Source organism: Olsenella profusa (genome assembly GCF_016900315.1).
Taxonomy (GTDB): domain Bacteria; phylum Actinomycetota; class Coriobacteriia; order Coriobacteriales; family Atopobiaceae; genus Thermophilibacter; species Thermophilibacter profusus_A.
Genome location: NZ_JACSNQ010000007.1, coordinates 35,581 through 53,533, shown reverse-complemented (window position 1 = coordinate 53,533; position 17,953 = coordinate 35,581). Strand labels below are relative to the sequence as shown.

At 69.8% G+C, this 17,953-nt stretch carries 15 protein-coding genes, 4 tRNA genes and 1 pseudogene; 18 read left to right on the top strand and 2 right to left on the bottom strand.

All coding sequences use genetic code 11. The annotated features are described in order from the left end of the window. Positions 1–7: 7 nt before the first annotated feature. From H9X80_RS04850 to H9X80_RS04780, 15 genes are all read left to right on the top strand, one after another. The gene (locus H9X80_RS04850) at positions 8–1,198 is read left to right on the top strand and encodes a phosphoglycerate kinase (protein ID WP_204793213.1); all 1,191 of its coding nucleotides are present in this window, start codon (positions 8–10) and stop codon (positions 1,196–1,198) included. Beyond that, the gene (gene tpiA, locus H9X80_RS04845; protein ID WP_204793212.1) at positions 1,191–1,958 is read left to right on the top strand and encodes a triose-phosphate isomerase; all 768 of its coding nucleotides are present in this window, start codon (positions 1,191–1,193) and stop codon (positions 1,956–1,958) included. The genes H9X80_RS04850 and tpiA overlap by 8 nt, the downstream gene beginning before the upstream one ends. Positions 1,959–2,084: 126 nt before the next feature. Beyond that, positions 2,085–2,336, top strand: a complete 252-nt coding sequence (gene secG / locus H9X80_RS04840; RefSeq protein ID WP_204793211.1) for a preprotein translocase subunit SecG — start codon at positions 2,085–2,087, stop codon at positions 2,334–2,336. Between the two features lie 286 nt (positions 2,337–2,622). Continuing rightward, positions 2,623–2,713 (top strand) — tRNA-Leu (locus H9X80_RS04835). A 144-nt stretch (positions 2,714–2,857) separates the two neighbouring features. Continuing rightward, on the top strand, positions 2,858–3,289 hold the full coding sequence (locus H9X80_RS04830) for a hypothetical protein (RefSeq protein WP_204793210.1): 432 nt from the start codon (positions 2,858–2,860) through the stop codon (positions 3,287–3,289). A 62-nt stretch (positions 3,290–3,351) separates the two neighbouring features. Then, positions 3,352–5,661: a GAF domain-containing SpoIIE family protein phosphatase gene (locus tag H9X80_RS04825; RefSeq protein WP_204793209.1), complete on the top strand. Its 2,310-nt coding sequence runs from the start codon at positions 3,352–3,354 to the stop codon at positions 5,659–5,661. Between the two features lie 30 nt (positions 5,662–5,691). Next, complete coding sequence (locus H9X80_RS04820) at positions 5,692–6,468, top strand: ATP-binding protein (RefSeq protein ID WP_204793208.1); 777 nt, start codon at positions 5,692–5,694, stop codon at positions 6,466–6,468. A 100-nt stretch (positions 6,469–6,568) separates the two neighbouring features. After that, positions 6,569–6,644, top strand: a tRNA-Gly gene (locus tag H9X80_RS04815). A 39-nt stretch (positions 6,645–6,683) separates the two neighbouring features. Beyond that, positions 6,684–6,757: transfer RNA gene (locus H9X80_RS04810), tRNA-Cys, on the top strand. Between the two features lie 670 nt (positions 6,758–7,427). Next, positions 7,428–7,503, top strand: a tRNA-Gly gene (locus H9X80_RS04805). A gap of 89 nt (positions 7,504–7,592) precedes the next feature. Further along, positions 7,593–8,579: a putative ABC transporter permease gene (locus H9X80_RS04800; protein ID WP_204793207.1), complete on the top strand. Its 987-nt coding sequence runs from the start codon at positions 7,593–7,595 to the stop codon at positions 8,577–8,579. Between the two features lie 41 nt (positions 8,580–8,620). Continuing rightward, the gene (locus tag H9X80_RS04795) at positions 8,621–9,892 is read left to right on the top strand and encodes a cysteine desulfurase family protein (protein WP_428832969.1); all 1,272 of its coding nucleotides are present in this window, start codon (positions 8,621–8,623) and stop codon (positions 9,890–9,892) included. After that, on the top strand, positions 9,889–11,001 hold the full coding sequence (gene mnmA / locus H9X80_RS04790) for a tRNA 2-thiouridine(34) synthase MnmA (protein ID WP_204793205.1): 1,113 nt from the start codon (positions 9,889–9,891) through the stop codon (positions 10,999–11,001). Before H9X80_RS04795 ends, mnmA begins: the two co-directional genes overlap by 4 nt. A gap of 58 nt (positions 11,002–11,059) precedes the next feature. Beyond that, complete coding sequence (locus H9X80_RS04785) at positions 11,060–11,539, top strand: YbaK/EbsC family protein (protein ID WP_204793204.1); 480 nt, start codon at positions 11,060–11,062, stop codon at positions 11,537–11,539. A 157-nt stretch (positions 11,540–11,696) separates the two neighbouring features. Continuing rightward, the gene (locus H9X80_RS04780; RefSeq protein ID WP_204793203.1) at positions 11,697–13,136 is read left to right on the top strand and encodes a flippase-like domain-containing protein; all 1,440 of its coding nucleotides are present in this window, start codon (positions 11,697–11,699) and stop codon (positions 13,134–13,136) included. Between the two features lie 17 nt (positions 13,137–13,153). Here the strand turns inward: H9X80_RS04780 and H9X80_RS04775 are convergent, their stop codons facing one another. Continuing rightward, positions 13,154–13,624, bottom strand: a complete 471-nt coding sequence (locus tag H9X80_RS04775) for a gamma-glutamylcyclotransferase family protein (protein WP_204793202.1) — start codon at positions 13,622–13,624, stop codon at positions 13,154–13,156. Between the two features lie 374 nt (positions 13,625–13,998). Between H9X80_RS04775 and H9X80_RS04770 the strand changes: the two genes are divergently transcribed. Then, on the top strand, positions 13,999–14,616 hold the full coding sequence (locus H9X80_RS04770) for a methyltransferase domain-containing protein (protein WP_204793201.1): 618 nt from the start codon (positions 13,999–14,001) through the stop codon (positions 14,614–14,616). A gap of 469 nt (positions 14,617–15,085) precedes the next feature. Here the strand turns inward: H9X80_RS04770 and H9X80_RS04765 are convergent, their stop codons facing one another. Next, the gene (locus H9X80_RS04765) at positions 15,086–15,871 is read right to left on the bottom strand and encodes a transposase (RefSeq protein ID WP_342590869.1); all 786 of its coding nucleotides are present in this window, start codon (positions 15,869–15,871) and stop codon (positions 15,086–15,088) included. Between the two features lie 564 nt (positions 15,872–16,435). Between H9X80_RS04765 and H9X80_RS09375 the strand changes: the two are divergent. Further along, a pseudogene (locus tag H9X80_RS09375) lies at positions 16,436–17,077 on the top strand (LTA synthase family protein); the annotation flags it as partial. Next, the gene (locus tag H9X80_RS04755) at positions 16,966–17,637 is read left to right on the top strand and encodes a sulfatase-like hydrolase/transferase (RefSeq protein WP_342590868.1); all 672 of its coding nucleotides are present in this window, start codon (positions 16,966–16,968) and stop codon (positions 17,635–17,637) included. The pseudogene H9X80_RS09375 and the gene H9X80_RS04755, both read left to right, overlap by 112 nt. Positions 17,638–17,953 lie beyond the last annotated feature (316 nt).

The following is a 17,953-nucleotide window of genomic DNA, read 5'->3' as shown; positions in this document are numbered from 1 at the left end:
GTGAAGCATGGCTTTCACCAAGAAGACCGTCCGCGACGCCGACGTCGACGGCAAGCGCGTCCTCATGCGCGTTGACTTCAACGTGCCCCTGAAGGACGGCGTCGTGACCGACGACACGCGCGTGCGCGCCGCCATCCCCACCATCAAGTACCTCAAGGAGCACAACGCCAAGACCATCCTGATGAGCCACCTCGGCCGCCCCAAGGGCGACGGCCCGGAGCCCGAGCTCTCGCTCAAGCCGGCTGCCGACAAGCTCGCCGAGCTCACCGGCTATGACGTGAAGTTCGTCGATGACACCTACGGCGAGAAGGCCAAGGCCGCCGTCGACGCCCTCGAGCCGGGCGACATCCTCGTCCTCGAGAACGTCCGCTTCGACAAGCGCGAGAAGAAGAACGACCCCGAGATCGCCAAGATCCTCGCCTCCTACGGCGACGTCTTCGTGCTCGACGCCTTCGGCACCGCGCACCGCGCCCAGGGCTCCGTGGTGGGCCCCGCCCAGTACCTGCCCGCCTACGCCGGCTTCCTGCTGGAGAAGGAGGTCGACACCCTGACCTCCATCTTCGCCGAGCCGGAGCGCCCGTTCGTCGCCATCGTCGGCGGCTCCAAGGTGTCCTCCAAGATCGGCGTGCTTGACCACCTGATCGACTCCGCCGACACCCTGATCATCGGCGGCGGCATGGCCTACACCTTCTTCCTCGCCCAGGGCTACACCGTGGGCACCTCCCTCAAGGAGGAGGACTGGGTCGAGCGCGCCGGCGAGATGCTCAAGAAGGCCGAGGACAAGGGCGTCAAGATCCTGCTCCCGATCGACAACGTCGTCGCCGACCACTTCGGCGAGGACGCCGTGGGCGAGGTCGTCGACTCCGACAAGATCCCCGACGACCGCATGGGCATGGACATCGGCCCCAAGACCCGCGAGCTCTACGCCGAGGCCATCAAGGGCGCCAAGACCGTCTTCTGGAACGGCCCGATGGGCGTCTTCGAGATGGACCAGTTCGCTGCCGGCACCGAGGCCGTCGCCCGCGCCGTGGCCGACTCCGACTGCACCTCGATCATCGGCGGCGGCGACTCCGTGGCCGCCATCAACAAGTTCGGTCTGGCCGACAAGATGAGCTGGATCTCCACCGGCGGCGGCGCCTCGATGGAGCTCGTCGAGGGCAAGGCCCTTCCTGGAGTGGAGGCGCTTCTCGATGCGTAAGAGGATGATCGCTGGCAACTGGAAGATGAACAAGACCTACAGCGAGGGCGTCGTCCTCGCCCAGGGCCTTGCCGACGAGCTCAAGGACGGCACCGGCGACGTCGACGTCGTCGTCTGCCCGCCCGCCGTCGACCTCAAGGGCGTCTCCGAGGTCATCGAGCAGACGAGCGCCCCGTACGCGCTCGGCGCGCAGAACGTCTACTGGGAGGAGTCCGGCGCCTACACCGGCGAGACGGCCCCCAGCATGCTCGAGGCCGTGGGCGCCACCTACTGCATCATCGGCCACTCCGAGCGCCGCGACTACTTCCACGAGACGGACGAGGACGTGAACAAGAAGGCCAAGGCCCTCATGGCTCACGGCATCGTGCCGATCAGCTGCTGCGGCGAGTCCCTTGAGGTCCGCGAGGCCGGCAAGCACGTCGAGTTCGTCGTCGACCAGATCAAGAAGGACACCGAGGGCCTCGAGATCACCGACCCGTCCAAGTACGTGGTCGCCTACGAGCCCATCTGGGCCATCGGCACCGGCAAGACCGCCACGGCCGACGACGCCCAGGAGGTCTGCGGCGCCATCCGCAAGACCCTTGCCGAGATCTTCGGCGAGGAGACCGCGGCCGGCATCCGCGTCCTCTACGGCGGCTCCGCCAAGCCGGAGAACATCGCCGGCTTCCTGGAGAAGGAGGACGTCGACGGCGCCCTCGTCGGCGGCGCCTCGCTCAAGGCCGACAGCTTCGCGGCTATGGTCAAGAGCGCCATGGCGTAGGCGACAGACCCTCAGGGCCTGACGTTCTTCTCGCCAGATTATGTGTTCTGGGACCCGGGCAGGTGCTCGGGTCCCTTTGTGTTACCATTGCAGACTGGACTGCATCTGCCCCCTAAGGAGTGTTACGTGAACGTCCTCAACATCATCCTCGTTGTTCTTCTTGTCCTGTCCGGCCTGCTGACGGTCGCCCTCGTCCTCATGCACTCCGGCAAGGGCACCGGCGTCTCGGACATGATTGCCTCGTCGATCTACAACTCCGGCACCGGCTCGGGCGTGCTCGAGAAGAACCTCAACCGCCTCACGGTCATCACCACCACGATTTTCATCGTCTGCGTCATCGTGATGGCCCTCACCTTCCCGACGGGCACGATCGGCTAGCCCCGTCGCACGGCAAGCGCATTGACTTGACTCGGGGGAGGTCCCAGGTGGGGCCTCCTTCTTTTTGTGCCAAGCACCCCTGGCCCCTCCCGGCCAAGTGTGCGGCAGACCCGGCGAGAAGAACCTCGCGCCGCCGGCCAGCGCTTCCGTCCGCGCCTTGGGCGTCCCTCCCGCGGCGCGCCTCCCTCGTGCGGCGCCCCTCCCGCGGCGAAAAAATCCAAAATTGGGGCTTGCGCGGAGATGGGGTCTGGTGCATACTATCCCTTGCGCGAAAGCGCAGTGACAAGTCGGAGTGGCGGAATTGGCAGACGCGCTAGCTTGAGGTGCTAGTGACTGACTAAAAGGTCGTGCGGGTTCAAGTCCCGCCTCCGACACCACGAGGGTTCGCGGGCCTCCCTAGGGAGGCCCGCTTTTATGTTACGAACCGTCACTGGACGGTTTCGCGTGCGGGCTCGTGGCTGAAGACGGGTGCCTCCGCGTCCTATGATGCGCTCAACGGCTATCTTGGAGAGGAGCGCGCCATGATTGACCAGCTCAGCGTCAGCCTGCCAAACCGTCCCGGCAGCCTTGCCCAGATGTGTCGCCTGCTCGGCGAGTGGGGCCTCCAGATCCACGCGTTCATGGTTGCCGACACGAGCGACTTCTCCATCGTCCGCATCATCTGCGACCAGCCGCGCACGGCCTGCGCCCGCCTTGCCGAGAGGGGCTACGCCGCCATCACGAGCAGGCTGGCCGCGGTGGAGGTGGAGAACGTCCCCGGCGCCTTCGGGGCGCTGCTCGAGCGCCTTGCCTCCTACGACCTCAACGTGGAGTACGCCTACTGCTGCTCGCTCGGGAGCCGTGTGGTCGACCTCATCAAGGTCTCCGGCGAGCCCCTCGCCGTGAAGCTCGCCCAGACCGGACTCGTCTTTCTGGACGCCGCGGAGCTCTACGTGCCGGACGAGGAGGAGTAGGGCCCCGCACGGCTTCGTCGTGCTACGCTTCTGCGCGTAGGGCACGTACGGACGGGGGAGAGATGGCGAAGGCGGGACTTTCCACGCGGCGCGTCGAGGGCATCGGCGAGGGGAGCCTCGTCGGGACGCTCTCGCGCCTCCTGCAGCTCACCTGCGAGGCGGTGCTCGTCTTTGACGGGGCGGGCAGGGTGCTCCTCGCAAACGACGAGGCGTCCGAGCTCTTCGACGCCCCGGGCGGCCTGGTGGGCACCGACGTCCGCCTGGTGTTTCCGGCCTCTGGCGACGAGACGGCGGCGCACGGTCCCTTCGAGGCTCGGGCGCTCCCGTTTCCCGTGGACGGCACGGCCTCGCTCGTGTCCTGTCGCGGCGCGTCAGGCCGCTCCGTGCGCGTGAGGGTGCGCTGCGAGACCGTCCAGGCCCCCGGCGAGACCTACCTGCTCGTGGCGCGCCACTACAGCGACGACGCGCTCGTTGACCGCGAGGGCGCCCGCGTGCTCGAGGACCTGCGCCGCGCAAACCACCGCCTTGCCGGCACGCTCAACATCGTCCTGGACACGCTCGACTCCACGGACGTCTCTGCCCTCTTCGAGCGCGTACTCGAGGAGGTCACCGACACGATGGAGGCCGACGGCACGATCGTCTACCTTGCGGAGACGGACGGCTTTCACCTGCGCGGCATCTCGAGCGGCCTTGCCGGCGAGAAGGTCGCGCGCTTCATGCCCTCCGGGCGCAGCGTGGAGCGCCTTGCCATCCGCGAGGGGCATGCCGTGCGCCTGCGGGTGTGCGCTCCCTCGAGCGGCGCGCTGCGCCAGGGGCGCCTCACCACGCGCGAGGTGGTCAACGAGGACACCCACGAGGTCCTCAAGATGCGCTCCGACATGCTGCCGCCGTTCACGAGCTTCGTCTCCGTGCCGGTGTGGTTCGGCGGGCACGTGATCGCGATCATCGAGGTGGGCTGGCGGCGCGTGCACCCCATCCTCAAGGAGGAGGCGGGCCTGCTCGACTCCGTGGCCCACTACCTCTCCGTGCAGCTCGCCGGCGCCTTCACCACGCTGCGCGCCCAGCGCGCGAGCCGGCTCGACACGCTTGCCACCGAGCTCCGCGAGGAGCTGCTCACCTCCGCCACGCGCGAGGGCGCCGGCACGCTCGAGAGCATCGACGAGGTGTTCGCCGAGGCCGCCGACGAGCTCGAGGCGGCCCTCGTGCGCGTGCATACCAACGAGCACCAGCACCTCGCGGTGGCCGAGCTGCCGCTCACGGGCGCGCGCGAGCTGCCGGTGAGCGTCGACGAGCTCGTGGGGGACCGCCGCCGCGACGGGGTGGCCGTGGTAGCGATCCAGCCTGACACGCCGCTCTTCTCGGCGCTGCGGGGCCTCGGCGAGCCCTGCGTGGGCGCCCTCGTGGACCTCGGCGAGCTCTCCGAGCACCGGCGCTGCTTCATGGTGCTGCGCCCGGACGGTGCCGAGCCGCTCGACGACATCGAGCTCGACTTCCTCCAGGTGCTCGCCGGCGACGTGCACGACATCGCCCGGGGCGAGGAGGCGCGCGAGCAGGACAAGCGCATCTCCCAGGCCCTCCAGACCGGCATGAGAAACGAGCTCCAGCGCGTCGACGGCATCACCGCCCAGGCGGTCTACTCCTCGGCCACCAAGGCAGCCTCGGTGGGCGGGGACTTCTACGACCTCATCCGCCTGCCGGACCGGCGCGCCTGCGTCATCATGGGCGACGTCTCCGGCAAGGGCGTGGAGGCGGCATCGGTCTCCGCGGCCGTCAAGACCGCGCTCGGCGCCTACGCGTGGGAGGGGCTCTCCCCGGCGCGCATGGTGCGCTCGCTCAACGAGTTCCTCCTGGGCTTCTCGCGCCTTGAGACCTTCGCGACGCTCTTCGTGGGGATCGTCGACCTCGAGGCGGCCACGATTCGCTACTGCTCGGCCGGCCACCCGCCCGCGATCCTTATCGGCCCCGGCGCCGACGAGATCTCCATCCTGGACGTGCAGTCGGGCGTGGTGGGCGCCTTCCACGACATCAACTACCAGGACGGTCTCGTGAGCCTGGAGCCCGGCGACGTGCTTTTGCTCTACACCGATGGCACCACCGAGGCGCGCGACCCCTCCGGCGCCTTCTTCGGCGAGGAGGGCCTGCGGGACATGGTGATGCGCGAGTCCGAGGGCGACAAGCCCTTCGACGGCTTCGTGGAGCGCCTGCTGGCCACCCTCGACGCCTTCACGGGGCGCAACCTTGAGGACGACGTGGCCATGGTGGCCCTGCGCTTCGACGAGCTCGGCGAGTGGGACGGCGCGCCTGCCGTGCAGGGCGGCGCGCCCGGCGAGAAGGACGACGCACCTGGCGAGAAGGACGGCGCGCAGGGTTAGGCAGCGCCCCTTTTGGGGAATAACAACGGCATGTCCGACTCCGTCAACATAGCCTTCGTGGTGGTGGACGGGGACCTCGACGTGACGACGGTCCCCTCCGTGCGACGCCAGATTGACCGCCTCCTGGCGGGCGGCTGCCGGCGCGTCTTCGTGAACATGGCCGAGGCCACGCACGTGGACTCCGCCGGCATGGGGCTCATCCTCACCGAGCTCAGGCGCATGCGCCGCATGGGCGGGCTGCTCTCGCTCACCAACGTCTCCGCCCAGGTCTACCAGGCTCTCAGGCGCATGAGGGTGCTCGACTACATGCCGGTCGTCCGCGCGGGCGCGCGCCGGTCCGTGAGCGCGCTCGACCCCTCGGTGCTGCCGCGCTGGCGCACCACCTTTCGCGTGGACGCCGCGGCGCTCTCCGAGGCGCGCGACCGCATGGGGCGGCTGCTCTCCTCGCTGCCCTTCTCGCCGGACGAGGTCTTTGACCTCAAGCTGGCCTCGGGCGAGGCGCTGGGCAACGCGGTGGACCACACCTGCGGGGGAGGGGTGCTCGCCACGGTGGCGGCCTACCCGGACCGGGTGACCATCGACGTGGCGGACTGCGGATGCGGCTACGAGCTCGCCGACGACGAGGAGCCCCCCGAGGCGGGGCCGTGCGCCGAGCGCGGGCGCGGCATCCGGCTCATGCGGCTGCTCACGGACTCGGTGACCATCGCGCACAAGAGCACGGGCGAGGGCACGGTGGTGCGTCTCGTCAAGCTCTTCGACCACGCGGACGCCTCGGCGGGGGAAGGCGCGGAGGACGTTCCAGCCTAGCTTGCGGCCCCCGCAGAGCTGGGCCTTCACAGGTTCTTCACCTTTCTGTCAGATTCTGCTTGCGCGCGGGCGCCGCGGCCCGTATAGTATTCCTGCTCGTGCGGGCTTAGCGCAGTTGGTAGCGCGCCACCTTGCCAAGGTGGAGGTCGCGGGTTCGAACCCCGTAGCCCGCTCCATGTGAGCTCCAGGCCGGACTCGTTCGGCCTTTTTCATACGGCGAAGTGGCCAAGTGGTAAGGCACGGGCCTGCAAAGCCCTGACCCCCGGTTCGAATCCGGGCTTCGCCTCCAAGACCAGATGGGCGCCCTGATGGGCGCCCTTTTTCGTGCGCGGACTGTGGGCGCGCCGGGTTGCGGTCGCGGGTTCTTCTCGGCTTGTGGTGTTCCGGCCCGTGGTTCTTCTCGCCCCGCTCTCGGCACGCCGTGATTTCGTTCCGCGACGCCTCGTCCTCGTGGTCCTTCTCGTCCTGTGAAGCTTCTGCCCCTCAGCATTCCGCCCGCCGTTATGGACTGGCGCAGGATGGCTCCCAGGTTGGCGTCTATGACGCGTTCCGCCCCCGCCGTTAGGAACCGGCGCATCTTGTGTCGCCGTGGTCCCGTTCGGTTAGGAACGGCCGCATCTTTTGCCCACGACGCACTAAGGTGCGGCGATTCCTAACGGTTGGGCGTTCCGGCGCACTAAGGTGCGGCGATTTCTAACGGACGAGGGGCGCTGGCGCGCTAACGTACGGCGTTTCCTAACGGCCGGCGCGGCCCCAGTTCGAAGGCACGGCAATTCTTAACGACCGGATGGACCAGGGCGCTAAGACGCAGCGACCTCCAGCGCACAAGCTCTCCGGAGGGCCGAGAAGGACGGGCGAAACGGGGGACGAACCGGCACACCCGCCCGCACCAAATCACCTCCCGCGAAAATTTCCGCTTGCAATCCGTCGGGGCTTGCCGTAGTATTACCTCTCGCGTCGCGGGCTTAGCGCAGTTGGTAGCGCGCCACCTTGCCAAGGTGGAGGTCGCGGGTTCGAACCCCGTAGCCCGCTCCATGAGCCTTCTGGGGCCGGTCAGCTGACCGGCCCCTTTTGCTATCCTCGGGATCGGACGCATGGGAGTCGTCTGCTAGGAGCTTTGGCGAATGTTTCTCTCGCTCATCTTCGTGGTCTTCCTCTTCCTGGTGGTCCAGGGCTTCGTGCGCGTGGTGATGTTCTTCTGGGACTGGCTCTCCCACGGGGACCAGCTTGACCAGGACGACGTCAAGCGCGCCGAGACGGCGATGGAGGAGTCCGAGGACGTCCTGGAGCGAGAGCTGGCCCGTGCCGAGCGCGAGCGCGGCCTGGGACGGCTCTTCGCCCGCTGGCGCGCCTCGGGCGAGGCGGTGGAGGAGTACCTCGACCACCTGCACCTCTCCTGGTACCAGCTCGTGATCATCTTCTTCGTGGGCTCCATGGCGGGGCTGCTCATCGAGGAGGTCTGGATGCTCGTCTCGGCCGGCCTCACGGAGAGCCGCGTGGGCCTGGTCTGGGGGCCCTTCTCGCCGCTCTACGGCCTCGGCGCGGTGCTGCTGACGCTCATGAGCTTCCTGCTGCGCCGCAAGGGCGCCAGGGCCTGGCAGGTCTTCCTGGTGTCGGCCGTGGTGGGAGGGCTGCTCGAGCAGCTGGCCGGCTGGTCCATGTCCACCTTCTTCGACGCCGAGTCCTGGACCTACCTGCATCTGCCCGACCACATCACGCAGTGGGTGGCCTGGCGCTTCCTGCTGTTCTGGGGCCTTCTGGGGCTCGCATGGTGCAAGCTGGTCATGCCGCGGCTGCTCTACACCATCGGGATGCCCACCACGCGCCGCCAGGCGATCTTCGTGACGCTCGTGGCGGTCTACCTGGTGGCGGACGTGGCCATGACGCTCGTGTGCTTCAACCGCAAGGCCGCGCGCGACGCCGGGGTGCCGCCGTCCAACGCCTTCGAGGAGTGGGTGGACACCAACTACAACGACGAGTTCATCGCCGGCCGCTTTGAGAACCTCAAGATCGGCGGCCAGCGCGACCTCGTGGACGAGAACGGCAACCTGGTCCTCGACGAGAACGGCAACACGATGAGCGAGGACGAGGCCACGGGAGGCATGCAGTGACGCCCGGCGAGAAGGACCTGCGGCCGGAGGGCGAGAAGGACCTGCGGGCTGCGTGTGGCACCCCCGCCGCCCCCGGCGCCGGCGCCCCGGTGCGCGAGGTCTACCTTGACTACGCGGCCGCCACGCCGGTCGACCCCGAGGTGGCCGCCGTGATGCTGCCCTACCTCACGGAGCGGTTCTGGAACCCCTCGGCGCCCTACGCGCGCGCTCGCGAGGTGCGCGACGACGTCGAGCGTGCCCGCGGGACCGTGGCCCGCCTCATCGGGGCGCGCCCGGACAACGTGGTCTTCACGGCCGGCGCCACCGAGGCCAACAACCTCGCCTTCGCGGCCGTGGAGGGCCACGTGGTGGTGGACGCCATCGAGCACGAGAGCGTGCTCGCCTGCGCCTCCACCCACGCGCGCCGCACGGTGCGCGTGGGCGCGGACGGGATCGTTGACCCCGCGGCGGTGGCGCGCGCCATCCGCCCGGACACCGAGCTCGTCTCCGTGGAGCTCGCAAACGGGGAGCTGGGCTGCGTGCAGCCGGTGCGCGAGATCTCGCGCGTGGTGGCCGCAGAGCGCGCCCGGCGCCTTGAGGCGGGCGAGAGGACCCCCCTCTACCTGCACACGGACGCCTCCCAGGCGGCCGGCGCGCTCTCGGTGAACGTGAGCTCGCTCGGGGTCGACCTGATGACGCTCTCGGCCGCCAAGCTCTACGGGCCCAAGCAGGTGGGCGCCCTCTACGCCTCCGACGACGTGCGGCTGCGCCCGCTCGTCTACGGCGGCGGCCAGGAGGGCGGCGTGCGCTCCGGGACGGAGAACGTGGCGGGCGTCGTGGGGTTTGCGCGCGCGTTCGAGCTCGCGTGCGAGCGCCGCGCGGACGAGGTGCGCCGCCTTGCCGCCCTGCGCGAGCGGCTGCGCCGCGCGCTTCTCGCCGAGCTGCCGTGGACGGTGGCGTCCGGGCCCTCCAACCCCAAGCGCTGTCTGCCGGGCCTGCTGAGCGTCGCCTTTGCGGGGATCGAGGCACGTCGGCTCGTGATCGCGCTGGAGCGCATGGGGGTGAGCGTGGGCACGGGCTCGGCCTGCGCGGCAAGCCGCATGCGCGTCTCCCACGTGCTCGACGCCATCGGCATGCCCCGGCCGCTCGCCGAGGGGAGCCTGCGCCTCACGCTGGGGCGCCCGACGACGGAGGCGGACGTGGACTTTGCCGCCGCGGCCATCGTGCGCTGCGTGCGCGCCGAGATGGCCCGCCTGGGCCTGGACGACGCGGGCCAGGGGGCGCGGGTGCGCGCGCTGCGCGCCCAGTGGGCGGGCCAGGGGGCCGTGCGATGAGCGGCGGCGCGCGCGTCTTCTGCGGCCTCTCCGGCGGCGTGGACTCGGCGCTGGCCTGCGCGCTTTTGGTGGAGGCCGGCTACGATGTCACGGCCGTCTACATGCGCAACTGGTCGCGCGACCTGCCGGGCTTTCGCTGCCCCTGGGCCGACGAGCTCGCCGATGCCGAGCGCGTGGCCGTGACGTTGGGCGTGGAGCTCGAGGTCTGGGACTTCGAGGAGGAGTACCGATCCACGGTGGTGGACTACCTCGTGGACGCCTACGCCCACGGCTACACCCCCAACCCCGACGTCATGTGCAACCAGACGATCAAGTTCGGCACGTTCGCCGAGCGCGCCCTGGAGCGCGGGGCGGACTTCGTGGCCACGGGCCACTACGGGCGTGTGGAGCGCGGCCAGGACGGCCGCGTGCGCCTGCTGCGCGCGCGGGACGAGCACAAGGACCAGACCTACTTCCTGTGGCGCGTGGGCGAGGAGGCGCTCTCCCGCGCGCTCCTGCCGGTGGGGGACATCGCGAGCAAGGCCGAGGTGCGCCGCATGTGCGCCGAGCGCGGCCTGGGCGTGGAGAACAAGCCGGACTCCGACGGCATCTGCTTCGTGGGTCCGGTGGGCATCCGCACCTTCCTGCTCGACGCGCTGGAGCGGCGCGCCGGCGACATCGTGGAGTGGGAGAGCGGCCGGGTGCTCGGCCGCCACGACGGCGCCTTCCTCTTCACCGTGGGCCAGCGCAAGGGGCTCGACCTCGGGGGCGGCCCGGCGCGCTACGTGGTTTCCACCGACGTCGAGAAGAACGTCGTCTACGTCACGGCCGACCATGACAGCCCGGCGCTCTTCACGCGCGAGCTCGCGCTCGCCGACACGCGCTGGGTCTCAGGCGAGCCGCCCGCGGAGGGGCGCTACCTCGTGCGGACGCGCCACACCGGCGAGCTGCGCGAGGTCCTTCTCGCCGTGGGGCCGGACGGGACGGCCACGCTGCGCTTCGACGAACCGGTGCGCACCGTGGCTCCCGGGCAGTCTGCCGTGGTCTACGACGGGCTCTGCTGCCTCGGCGGCGGCATCGTGCAGCGGGGGCGCAGAGGGGGAGGCCCGGGGTCGCTCGGTGCGGCCTAGGGAGACACATGGCCGGGGGACGCACGGGCGCCCCCGGGCCTGACACGGGGGAGGAAGCATGTCGATAGAGCGGGTCCGCGCGTACCTCGCGCAGTTTGGCGCCGAGGGGCGCATCCGGGAGTTCGACCAGTCGAGCGCCACGGTGGAGCTTGCCGCTCGTGCCGTGGGCACCGAGCCGGCGCGCATCGCCAAGACGCTGAGCTTCATGGTGGGGGACACGCCCACGCTGGTGGTCCTTGCTGGGGACGCGCGCGTCAACAACGCCGCGTTCAAGGCCACCTTCCACACCAAGGCCAAGATGCTCTCAGCCGACCAGGCCGCGGAGCTCGTGGGGCACGCGGTGGGTGGCGTGTGTCCCTTCGGCGTCAACGACGGCGTGGAGGTGTGGCTCGACGAGAGCCTGCGGCGCTTCGAGACCGTCTGGCCCGCCGCCGGCAGCTCCAACTCCGCCATCGAGCTCACCTTGGACGAGCTCGAGCGCTTCTCGCGGGCGCGTGGCTGGGTCGACGTGGGGCGCGGCTGGTGCGCGGAGGAGTAGGCGCGGGCGGCCCGGGGCCGGCGCGTCGGCGCGGCCGGCTTCCGGGGCGTAGAGACTCGGTGGGCACCGCCGCTCGCCGCCCTCCGGCAGGCGTCCTTCTCGCCGGCGCGCTACACTAGTCTGACTGGGTAGTTTTCTGGACGTCGGGAGCGTGCGGGTGGCAGCAGAGCAGGAGAGCCCCAAGAAGGCGAGGCCGGCCACGCCGGCGGCGGGCGCCAAGGCGGCCGGCAAGAAGGTCGCCCTGAAGGTCTCCGCGGTGCGCACCGTCAACGCCGAGGACCGCGCCGCGGACAAGAAGTCGCTGGGCCAGGTGCGCAAGACGCTCGTGTTCCTGGGCTTCGTGGTGATCGCCTATGCGCTCTACCTGGTCCTCACCGGCCAGGTGGACGAGTTCGTGACGTCGCTTGCCGGCGTGGACACGGCCTGGGTCGTCGCGGGCGTGGTGTGCTTTCTGTTCTACTACGTCTTCGGCGTGCTGGCCTACGTGCTCTCCGTGGCCGCCGACCCCGACAACCCCGTGGGCATCCGCGACCTCATGAGTGTGGAGGCCTCGGGCGTCTTCTTCATGCGCCTCACGCCCAACAGCGCCGGCGCCCCGCCCGCGCAGATCTACCGCCTCACGCGCGCCGGGCTCTCGGTGGGCGAGGCGAGTGCGCTCAACTTCACGCGCACGGTGCTCTACGAGGCCGGCGAGGGTGTCTTCGCGGCCATCATGCTCGTCTTCTGCGGCGGCTACTTCTACCAGACCTTCGGCGACGTCACGCTGATCGGCGCCTTCCTCTTTGGCTTCAAGGTGGTGCAGGTGGGCGGCATGCTCTTCCTGTGCCTGTTCCCCCGGCCGGTGGTGGCCGTCGGCAACTGGGCGCTGCGCTTTGCCAACCGTCGCAAGTGGCTCAAGGACGAGAAGTACGAGCAGTACTACGAGGTCGTCAACACGCAGGTGGCGATGTTCTCCGCCGCGTTCAAGCGCTCGGCTGCCAACGTGCGCGAGATGGTGGCCACGATGCTCGTGACGCTGCTGCAGCTGGGCTGCATGTACGCGCTGCCGTGGTTCGTGCTGCGCTCCTTCGGCGGGGACGCGGACTTCCTGGTGTGCCTGGCCTCCGGCTCGATGCTCGAGCTGCTCATCAACGCGGTGCCGCTGCCGGGCGGTACGGGCGGCGCCGAGGTGGGCTTTGCCTACCTCTTCGGGCGGATGTACGGCGTACACCTCTCGGCCGGCTTCGTGATCTGGCGTGCGGTGGAGTACCTGCTGCCGGTGCTCATCGCGGCGCCGTGCATGGGCATGCGCTCCACGAGCGGCGAGTCCATCAACCGCCGCGTGCGGCGCGCGTGGAAGCGCGTGCGGGGCTTCGTGGGCGGCGCGGGCTCCGGGCCCGGCGGCGGCAGGCGCTCCGCGGCGCGCGGTGGCGTCACGGTCAAGCCGGGCAAGAAGAAGGTCACGGTCTCCGGCGGCACGGGCGCGAAGGGCGCGCACGGTGGCAAGGGCGGCTCCGACGTGGAGGCGCGCATCGCCGCCGGCAAGGCGGCGGCCGCCGCGAAGAAGGCCGCGGGGGAGAAGGGCGTCGCGGCGGGGGAGAAGGCCGCGAAGAAGTAGCCCCGAGGGAGCGCGAGCTAGCGGTCCTCGGTGACGCGCACCTGCGCGATTCTCGCCTGCGTGGCCTCGTTCAGCCCGAGCTCCACCGCGGCATCGCGGATGTCCTCCAGGTACTCCCGGCGGAAGGTCTCCATCGTGAGCGGCGGCCTGAGCGAGACGTAGACGAGCGCGCGGACGGCCTCGCCCGTTCCCTCGCGCACGACGTCGACCTCGCGCTTCTCGTAGAGCCCGCGGTCGATGCCCTCGTAGTCGTCGAGCAGCGCCACGTCCTTCTCGCTAATGAGCCAGAGGGTGCCCTCGACGGAGCCGCCGTCAGGCTCGATGGTGGCGTAGCCGTTGGAGTCCATCCAGAACGTCCATCCCTCCAGGCGCGCCACGCCCAGGTACTCGGCGTCCGGGCAGCGCCCGACCATGCCGTCCCTGTCAAGGTTGGAGCCGTACCCAAAGTACGGGCGCTTCGTTGTGCCGGCCTCCGGCGTCTTGCCCATGGTGTCTCCCGTTACGCGATTCGTCCCGACGGGTTGGTGCTCTACCAGCCGCGGCGCCGGGGCGCGCGCCTTTCTACGCGAGCGTCACGGACGGGGCGGGCTGCGTTGGGGCGACTCTGCTGGCGGGGCCTTCGGGCGGTTTGTTAGCTTTCGGTCGACGCCCCCAGCGGGTTCATTACCCTTGCAAAAGGGTGATGATGGCCGTCGTCGAAGCTCCCGGGAGCTCGCGACCTGCTGTTTTTCAGGAGATACGAATATTTATTTACCGGAGCACAGGCAGATGATTCGTGCGACGCGTCTCCGACATGAGGCATGCGGGTCGGCGCCCCGTTGGGCTATCCTTCTCCCAAGGAGGACAGGACCGAGGAGGGCGCGTGCTGGGCGAGAAGGACTTCGACGCGTGGGCGGACGGCTATGACGCGAGCGTGGAGCAATCGGACGAGGAGGGCTCATACCCGTTTGCGGGCTACGAGCGCGTACTGGGCACCATCGAGCGGCGCGTGCTGGCCGCGGGCGCGCGGAGGGTGCTCGACGTGGGCTTTGGCACGGGCACGCTGACCGCGCGCCTCTACGACGCCGGGTGCGAGGTCTGGGGCGAGGACTTCTCGGGTCGCATGGTGGAGCTCGCCCAGGGGCGCATGCCCGGCGCGCACCTCTTCCAGGGCGACTTCTCGGGCGGAGTCGCAGATGAGATTCGTCGGCGGCGCTATGACGCGATCGTGGCCACCTACTCGCTGCACCACCTGGATGACGCGGGGAAGGTCGCGCTTCTTCGCCAGCTCGTCGGGCTTCTTGCCGAGGGCGGCCGGCTCTACGTGGGCGACGTCGCGTTTGCGACGCGCGCCGAGCTGGAGGCGTGCCGCGCCGAGGCGGGGGAGCGCTGGGACTCGGACGAGGTCTACTTCGTCTACGACGAGCTCAGGGACGCCCTGCCGGGCCTCACCTTCGAGCGCATGTCGCCCTGCGCCGGGTTACTGACGCTGGGGGCGTAGGGGGCGGTTCGGGATGGGCTGGCGCACGGGTGCTTGGGCGTCCGGGCACCCGGCGCTCGTGCTCGCGGGCGTTAGGTGTACCCGCCAGGTGCACCCGCCAAGCGCGCGCACTGGGCCCGATTGCTAAGTGCACCCGTCAAGTGCACCGCGAGAGGCGCCAAATCTGCGTCAAGTGCACCGAAAAGCCGGGTTTTGACGTCAAGTGCACTGACGGGTGAGTGCACTTGAGGAGTGCACCTGCGGAGTGCGCCGAGAAGGAAGCCACGCCCGTGTCAGGTGCACCGAGAGGCCGGGATGCCGCACTAAGTGCACTGAGAAGTACGCCGGAACAGCGCTAAGTGCACTAGAAACAGCCCCGTTGACGCTAGGTGCACTGGCAGGCGGGTGCACCCGGGGAGTGCACCTGCGGAGTGCACCGAGAAGGAAGCCACACCCGCATCAAGTGCACCGAAAAGCCGGGTTGTGGCCCCTAACGAGAGGCATAGTCGGCCGCCCTCTCCCCGATCGCCTTCGCCGTCGCCCTCGCCACCCACTCCTCGTTCTCCCTCTTCTCCCTCCTCGCGTTCCTGATCCTCCCGCCCGGCCCCTGGGCCGCGAACGTCGAGGAGAGGAGCTCGGCGCGCGGCGTGTGGCCCCGGACCGCGTCGCCCAGCAGCTCCGAGGCGATGCCGGGCCCTCCCGGGGCGCGGTGGGAGTACCTCCAGCAGAACTCGTCCACCGCCCCCTGCAGCCTCGTTGCCGACAGACCGTGGTAGGTCCCCTGGACGTAGGCGCGCAGGTTCGATATCACCTTGTGGGCGAGGCGCAGCCACGTCCCGGGCGAGCCGCCTGACGGCGTGCGCCCCGCCTCGGCGCGCGGCCACGAGGCGAGCGCGCAGCCGATCGGCAGGAAGCCGTCGAAGCGCACGCGCGCGAGCACGCCCACGTGGAGGCGGCAGAACTCGCGGTAGCTGCCCGCCGTCACGTCCGAGGCGACCCTCGCCGAGCAGCGCCCGGGGCCGCCGGGCCCCGCGGCCTCGGCAGCGACGAGCAGGGGCGCCTTCTCGCAGCCGCGCCCGACCCTGCCCGGGACGGTGGCGCCGAGGCACATCTCGTCCACCTCGACGGTCCCGTCAAGCCGCTTGAACGGACTCCGATCTTGCCATGGCGCCGCGCAGGCGCAGCACGACGTAGCCGGCCGTGCGCTCCGAGACGCCGAGCTGGCGCGCCAGCTCCATCGCCGAGACGCCCGCCCCCGGTGTCCTCCTCGGGCCACGCCTGGACGTCGTCGACGTCGATGCGGGTGATCGCCTCAGTCTCCTCGGGGGCAATGATCACCATGTCGAACGTTCCGTTCGCCACGCGGTCCACATGCCGCCAGCCCTCATCAGATCGCTCCCACTTTCGCACCAGCCGCCTGAGCACACCGCCCTTCTCGGGCGAAAATGTGAACCGCTCGATGATGTCGGCGACGTCGTCGGCCTCGGCCTCGGACTCGCTGCCACAGTCCAGTCTCTCGGTCCCGACCTCGATCCCGTCTCGCGTAATCGTTCTCCCGACGAGCGGGGGTATCTCGTGGGTCTCCACATCGCAGCCCCCTCGGTAGATCTTTACTCTCATCCCTCGCTCCAATCACTCTCTCTCTGCATGCTCCTAGCGCTGCATCCCCGCCTCTCTTCCGCGTCGCGGCGCTGGCGTCGGCTGCGCGGCTCTGCTCGCCGCGGCGGTCGTGGTCCCGAGCTACGCCGACGACCTCGGGGTCAACGTCAACGCCTGGAGCCCGCTCGACGACTGCCACGCCAACGGCTTCGTCCCGTCGTTCGTCAAGCTCGCGCAGAGCATGGCGATGCGGCCGCCCAAGGGCTACACCGAGAAGGGCGCCCGCGAGCTCGCCGCCCGCTACGCCACCGCCTACGACGAGGGCCCGGGCGCGGACCCCGCCCGCGTGGCCGCCGAGCAGCAGTTCGCCGAGACGCAGCCGGCGCTCGTCGTCATCGTGGACGAGTCGTTCTCGGACCTCAGCGCGCTCTCGGGCGCGACGTGGGGCTACGCGGGCCCCGTGCGCTACAACTCCGTCGGCGACGCCGTCATGCGCGGGTCGCTCGCGGTCTCCACGGCCGGCGGCGGCACCTGCAACACCGAGTTCGAGCTCCTGTGCGGGGTCTCGCTGGGGCTCGTGGGCCAGGGGGTCTACCCCTTCTCGTTCTTCGACCTCTCCGAGGCGCCCAGCCTGCCCCGCCAGTTCGACGCGCTGGGCTACGCCACGGTCGCCATGCACCCCAACCTCGCGACCAACTACAACCGCTCCGTCGTCTATCCCGACCTCGGCTTCCAGGAGTTCCTCGACATCGACGACTTCGAGGGCGCGCCGTGGTACCACAGCGGCGTCTCGGACGCGGCGACCTTCTCCCGCATCCTCGAGCTGCTGCAGGCCGACGCCGGCCCGCAGCTGATCTACGACCTCACGATGCAGAACCACTCCGCCTACAACCAGAACAACCTCGGGGGGTGCCGCGCTACGCCGTCGCGGGGTTCGACGACGACTCGAACGCGCAGCTCCCCAAGTACCTGGCCTGCGTCGAGGAGAGCGACCGCGCGCTCGAGGAGTTCATGGCCGCGCTGCGGGGCCTGGACCGCCCGGTGGCGGTGCTCTTCCTGGGCGACCACCAGTCCTACGTCGGCCAGTGGGTGAACGACGCGGTGTTTGCGGGCGAGGCCGAGCCCGACCACACCCGCCGCATCTACGAGACGACCTACCTGCTGTGGGCCAACTACGACGTGGCCGGCAGCGACCAGGTGTCCGAGCAGGTGCGGGCGAGCGCCTCCAACGTGGTCGCCCTCGCGCTGCACGCCCTGGGTGCGCCGCTCACCGACCTGCAGAAGGCACAGGTCGTGGCCTACGGCGACGCGTCGGCGATGAGCCTCATGGGCGTGCGCGACGCGAGCGGCACGTGGTTCGACCTCGGCGACGAGGAGGCGCTGCCCGCGGGCTACCGCGACCTCGAGCAGATCACCTACCTGGAGTTCGGCGAGAAGGTGTAGCACGCGGCCTTCCCGCCGTCGAGGCGTCTCAATGCACCGCGGGGCCGACGCGAAAGCGGCAGAATGGACGCGCGTCGGGACAGAATCGACAACACCGTCTACTGTGCCCGAGAAAACCGTGGTACAACCGGCAAATCATCCGCTCCAGGCGTCTGAGGAGGGCCGCATACGGGCGATTTAGCCCGTATCGCGCAGCCAGACCCGGCGCCTCCAGACATGGGGACCCATCCCGTCTTGGTTCCGTGGCGCTTCCAGGCTGTTGAGAGACGTCGCGCGCTCGAAGCTGACAGGTCCCTTGCTTCTCTGAGCAGAGCTC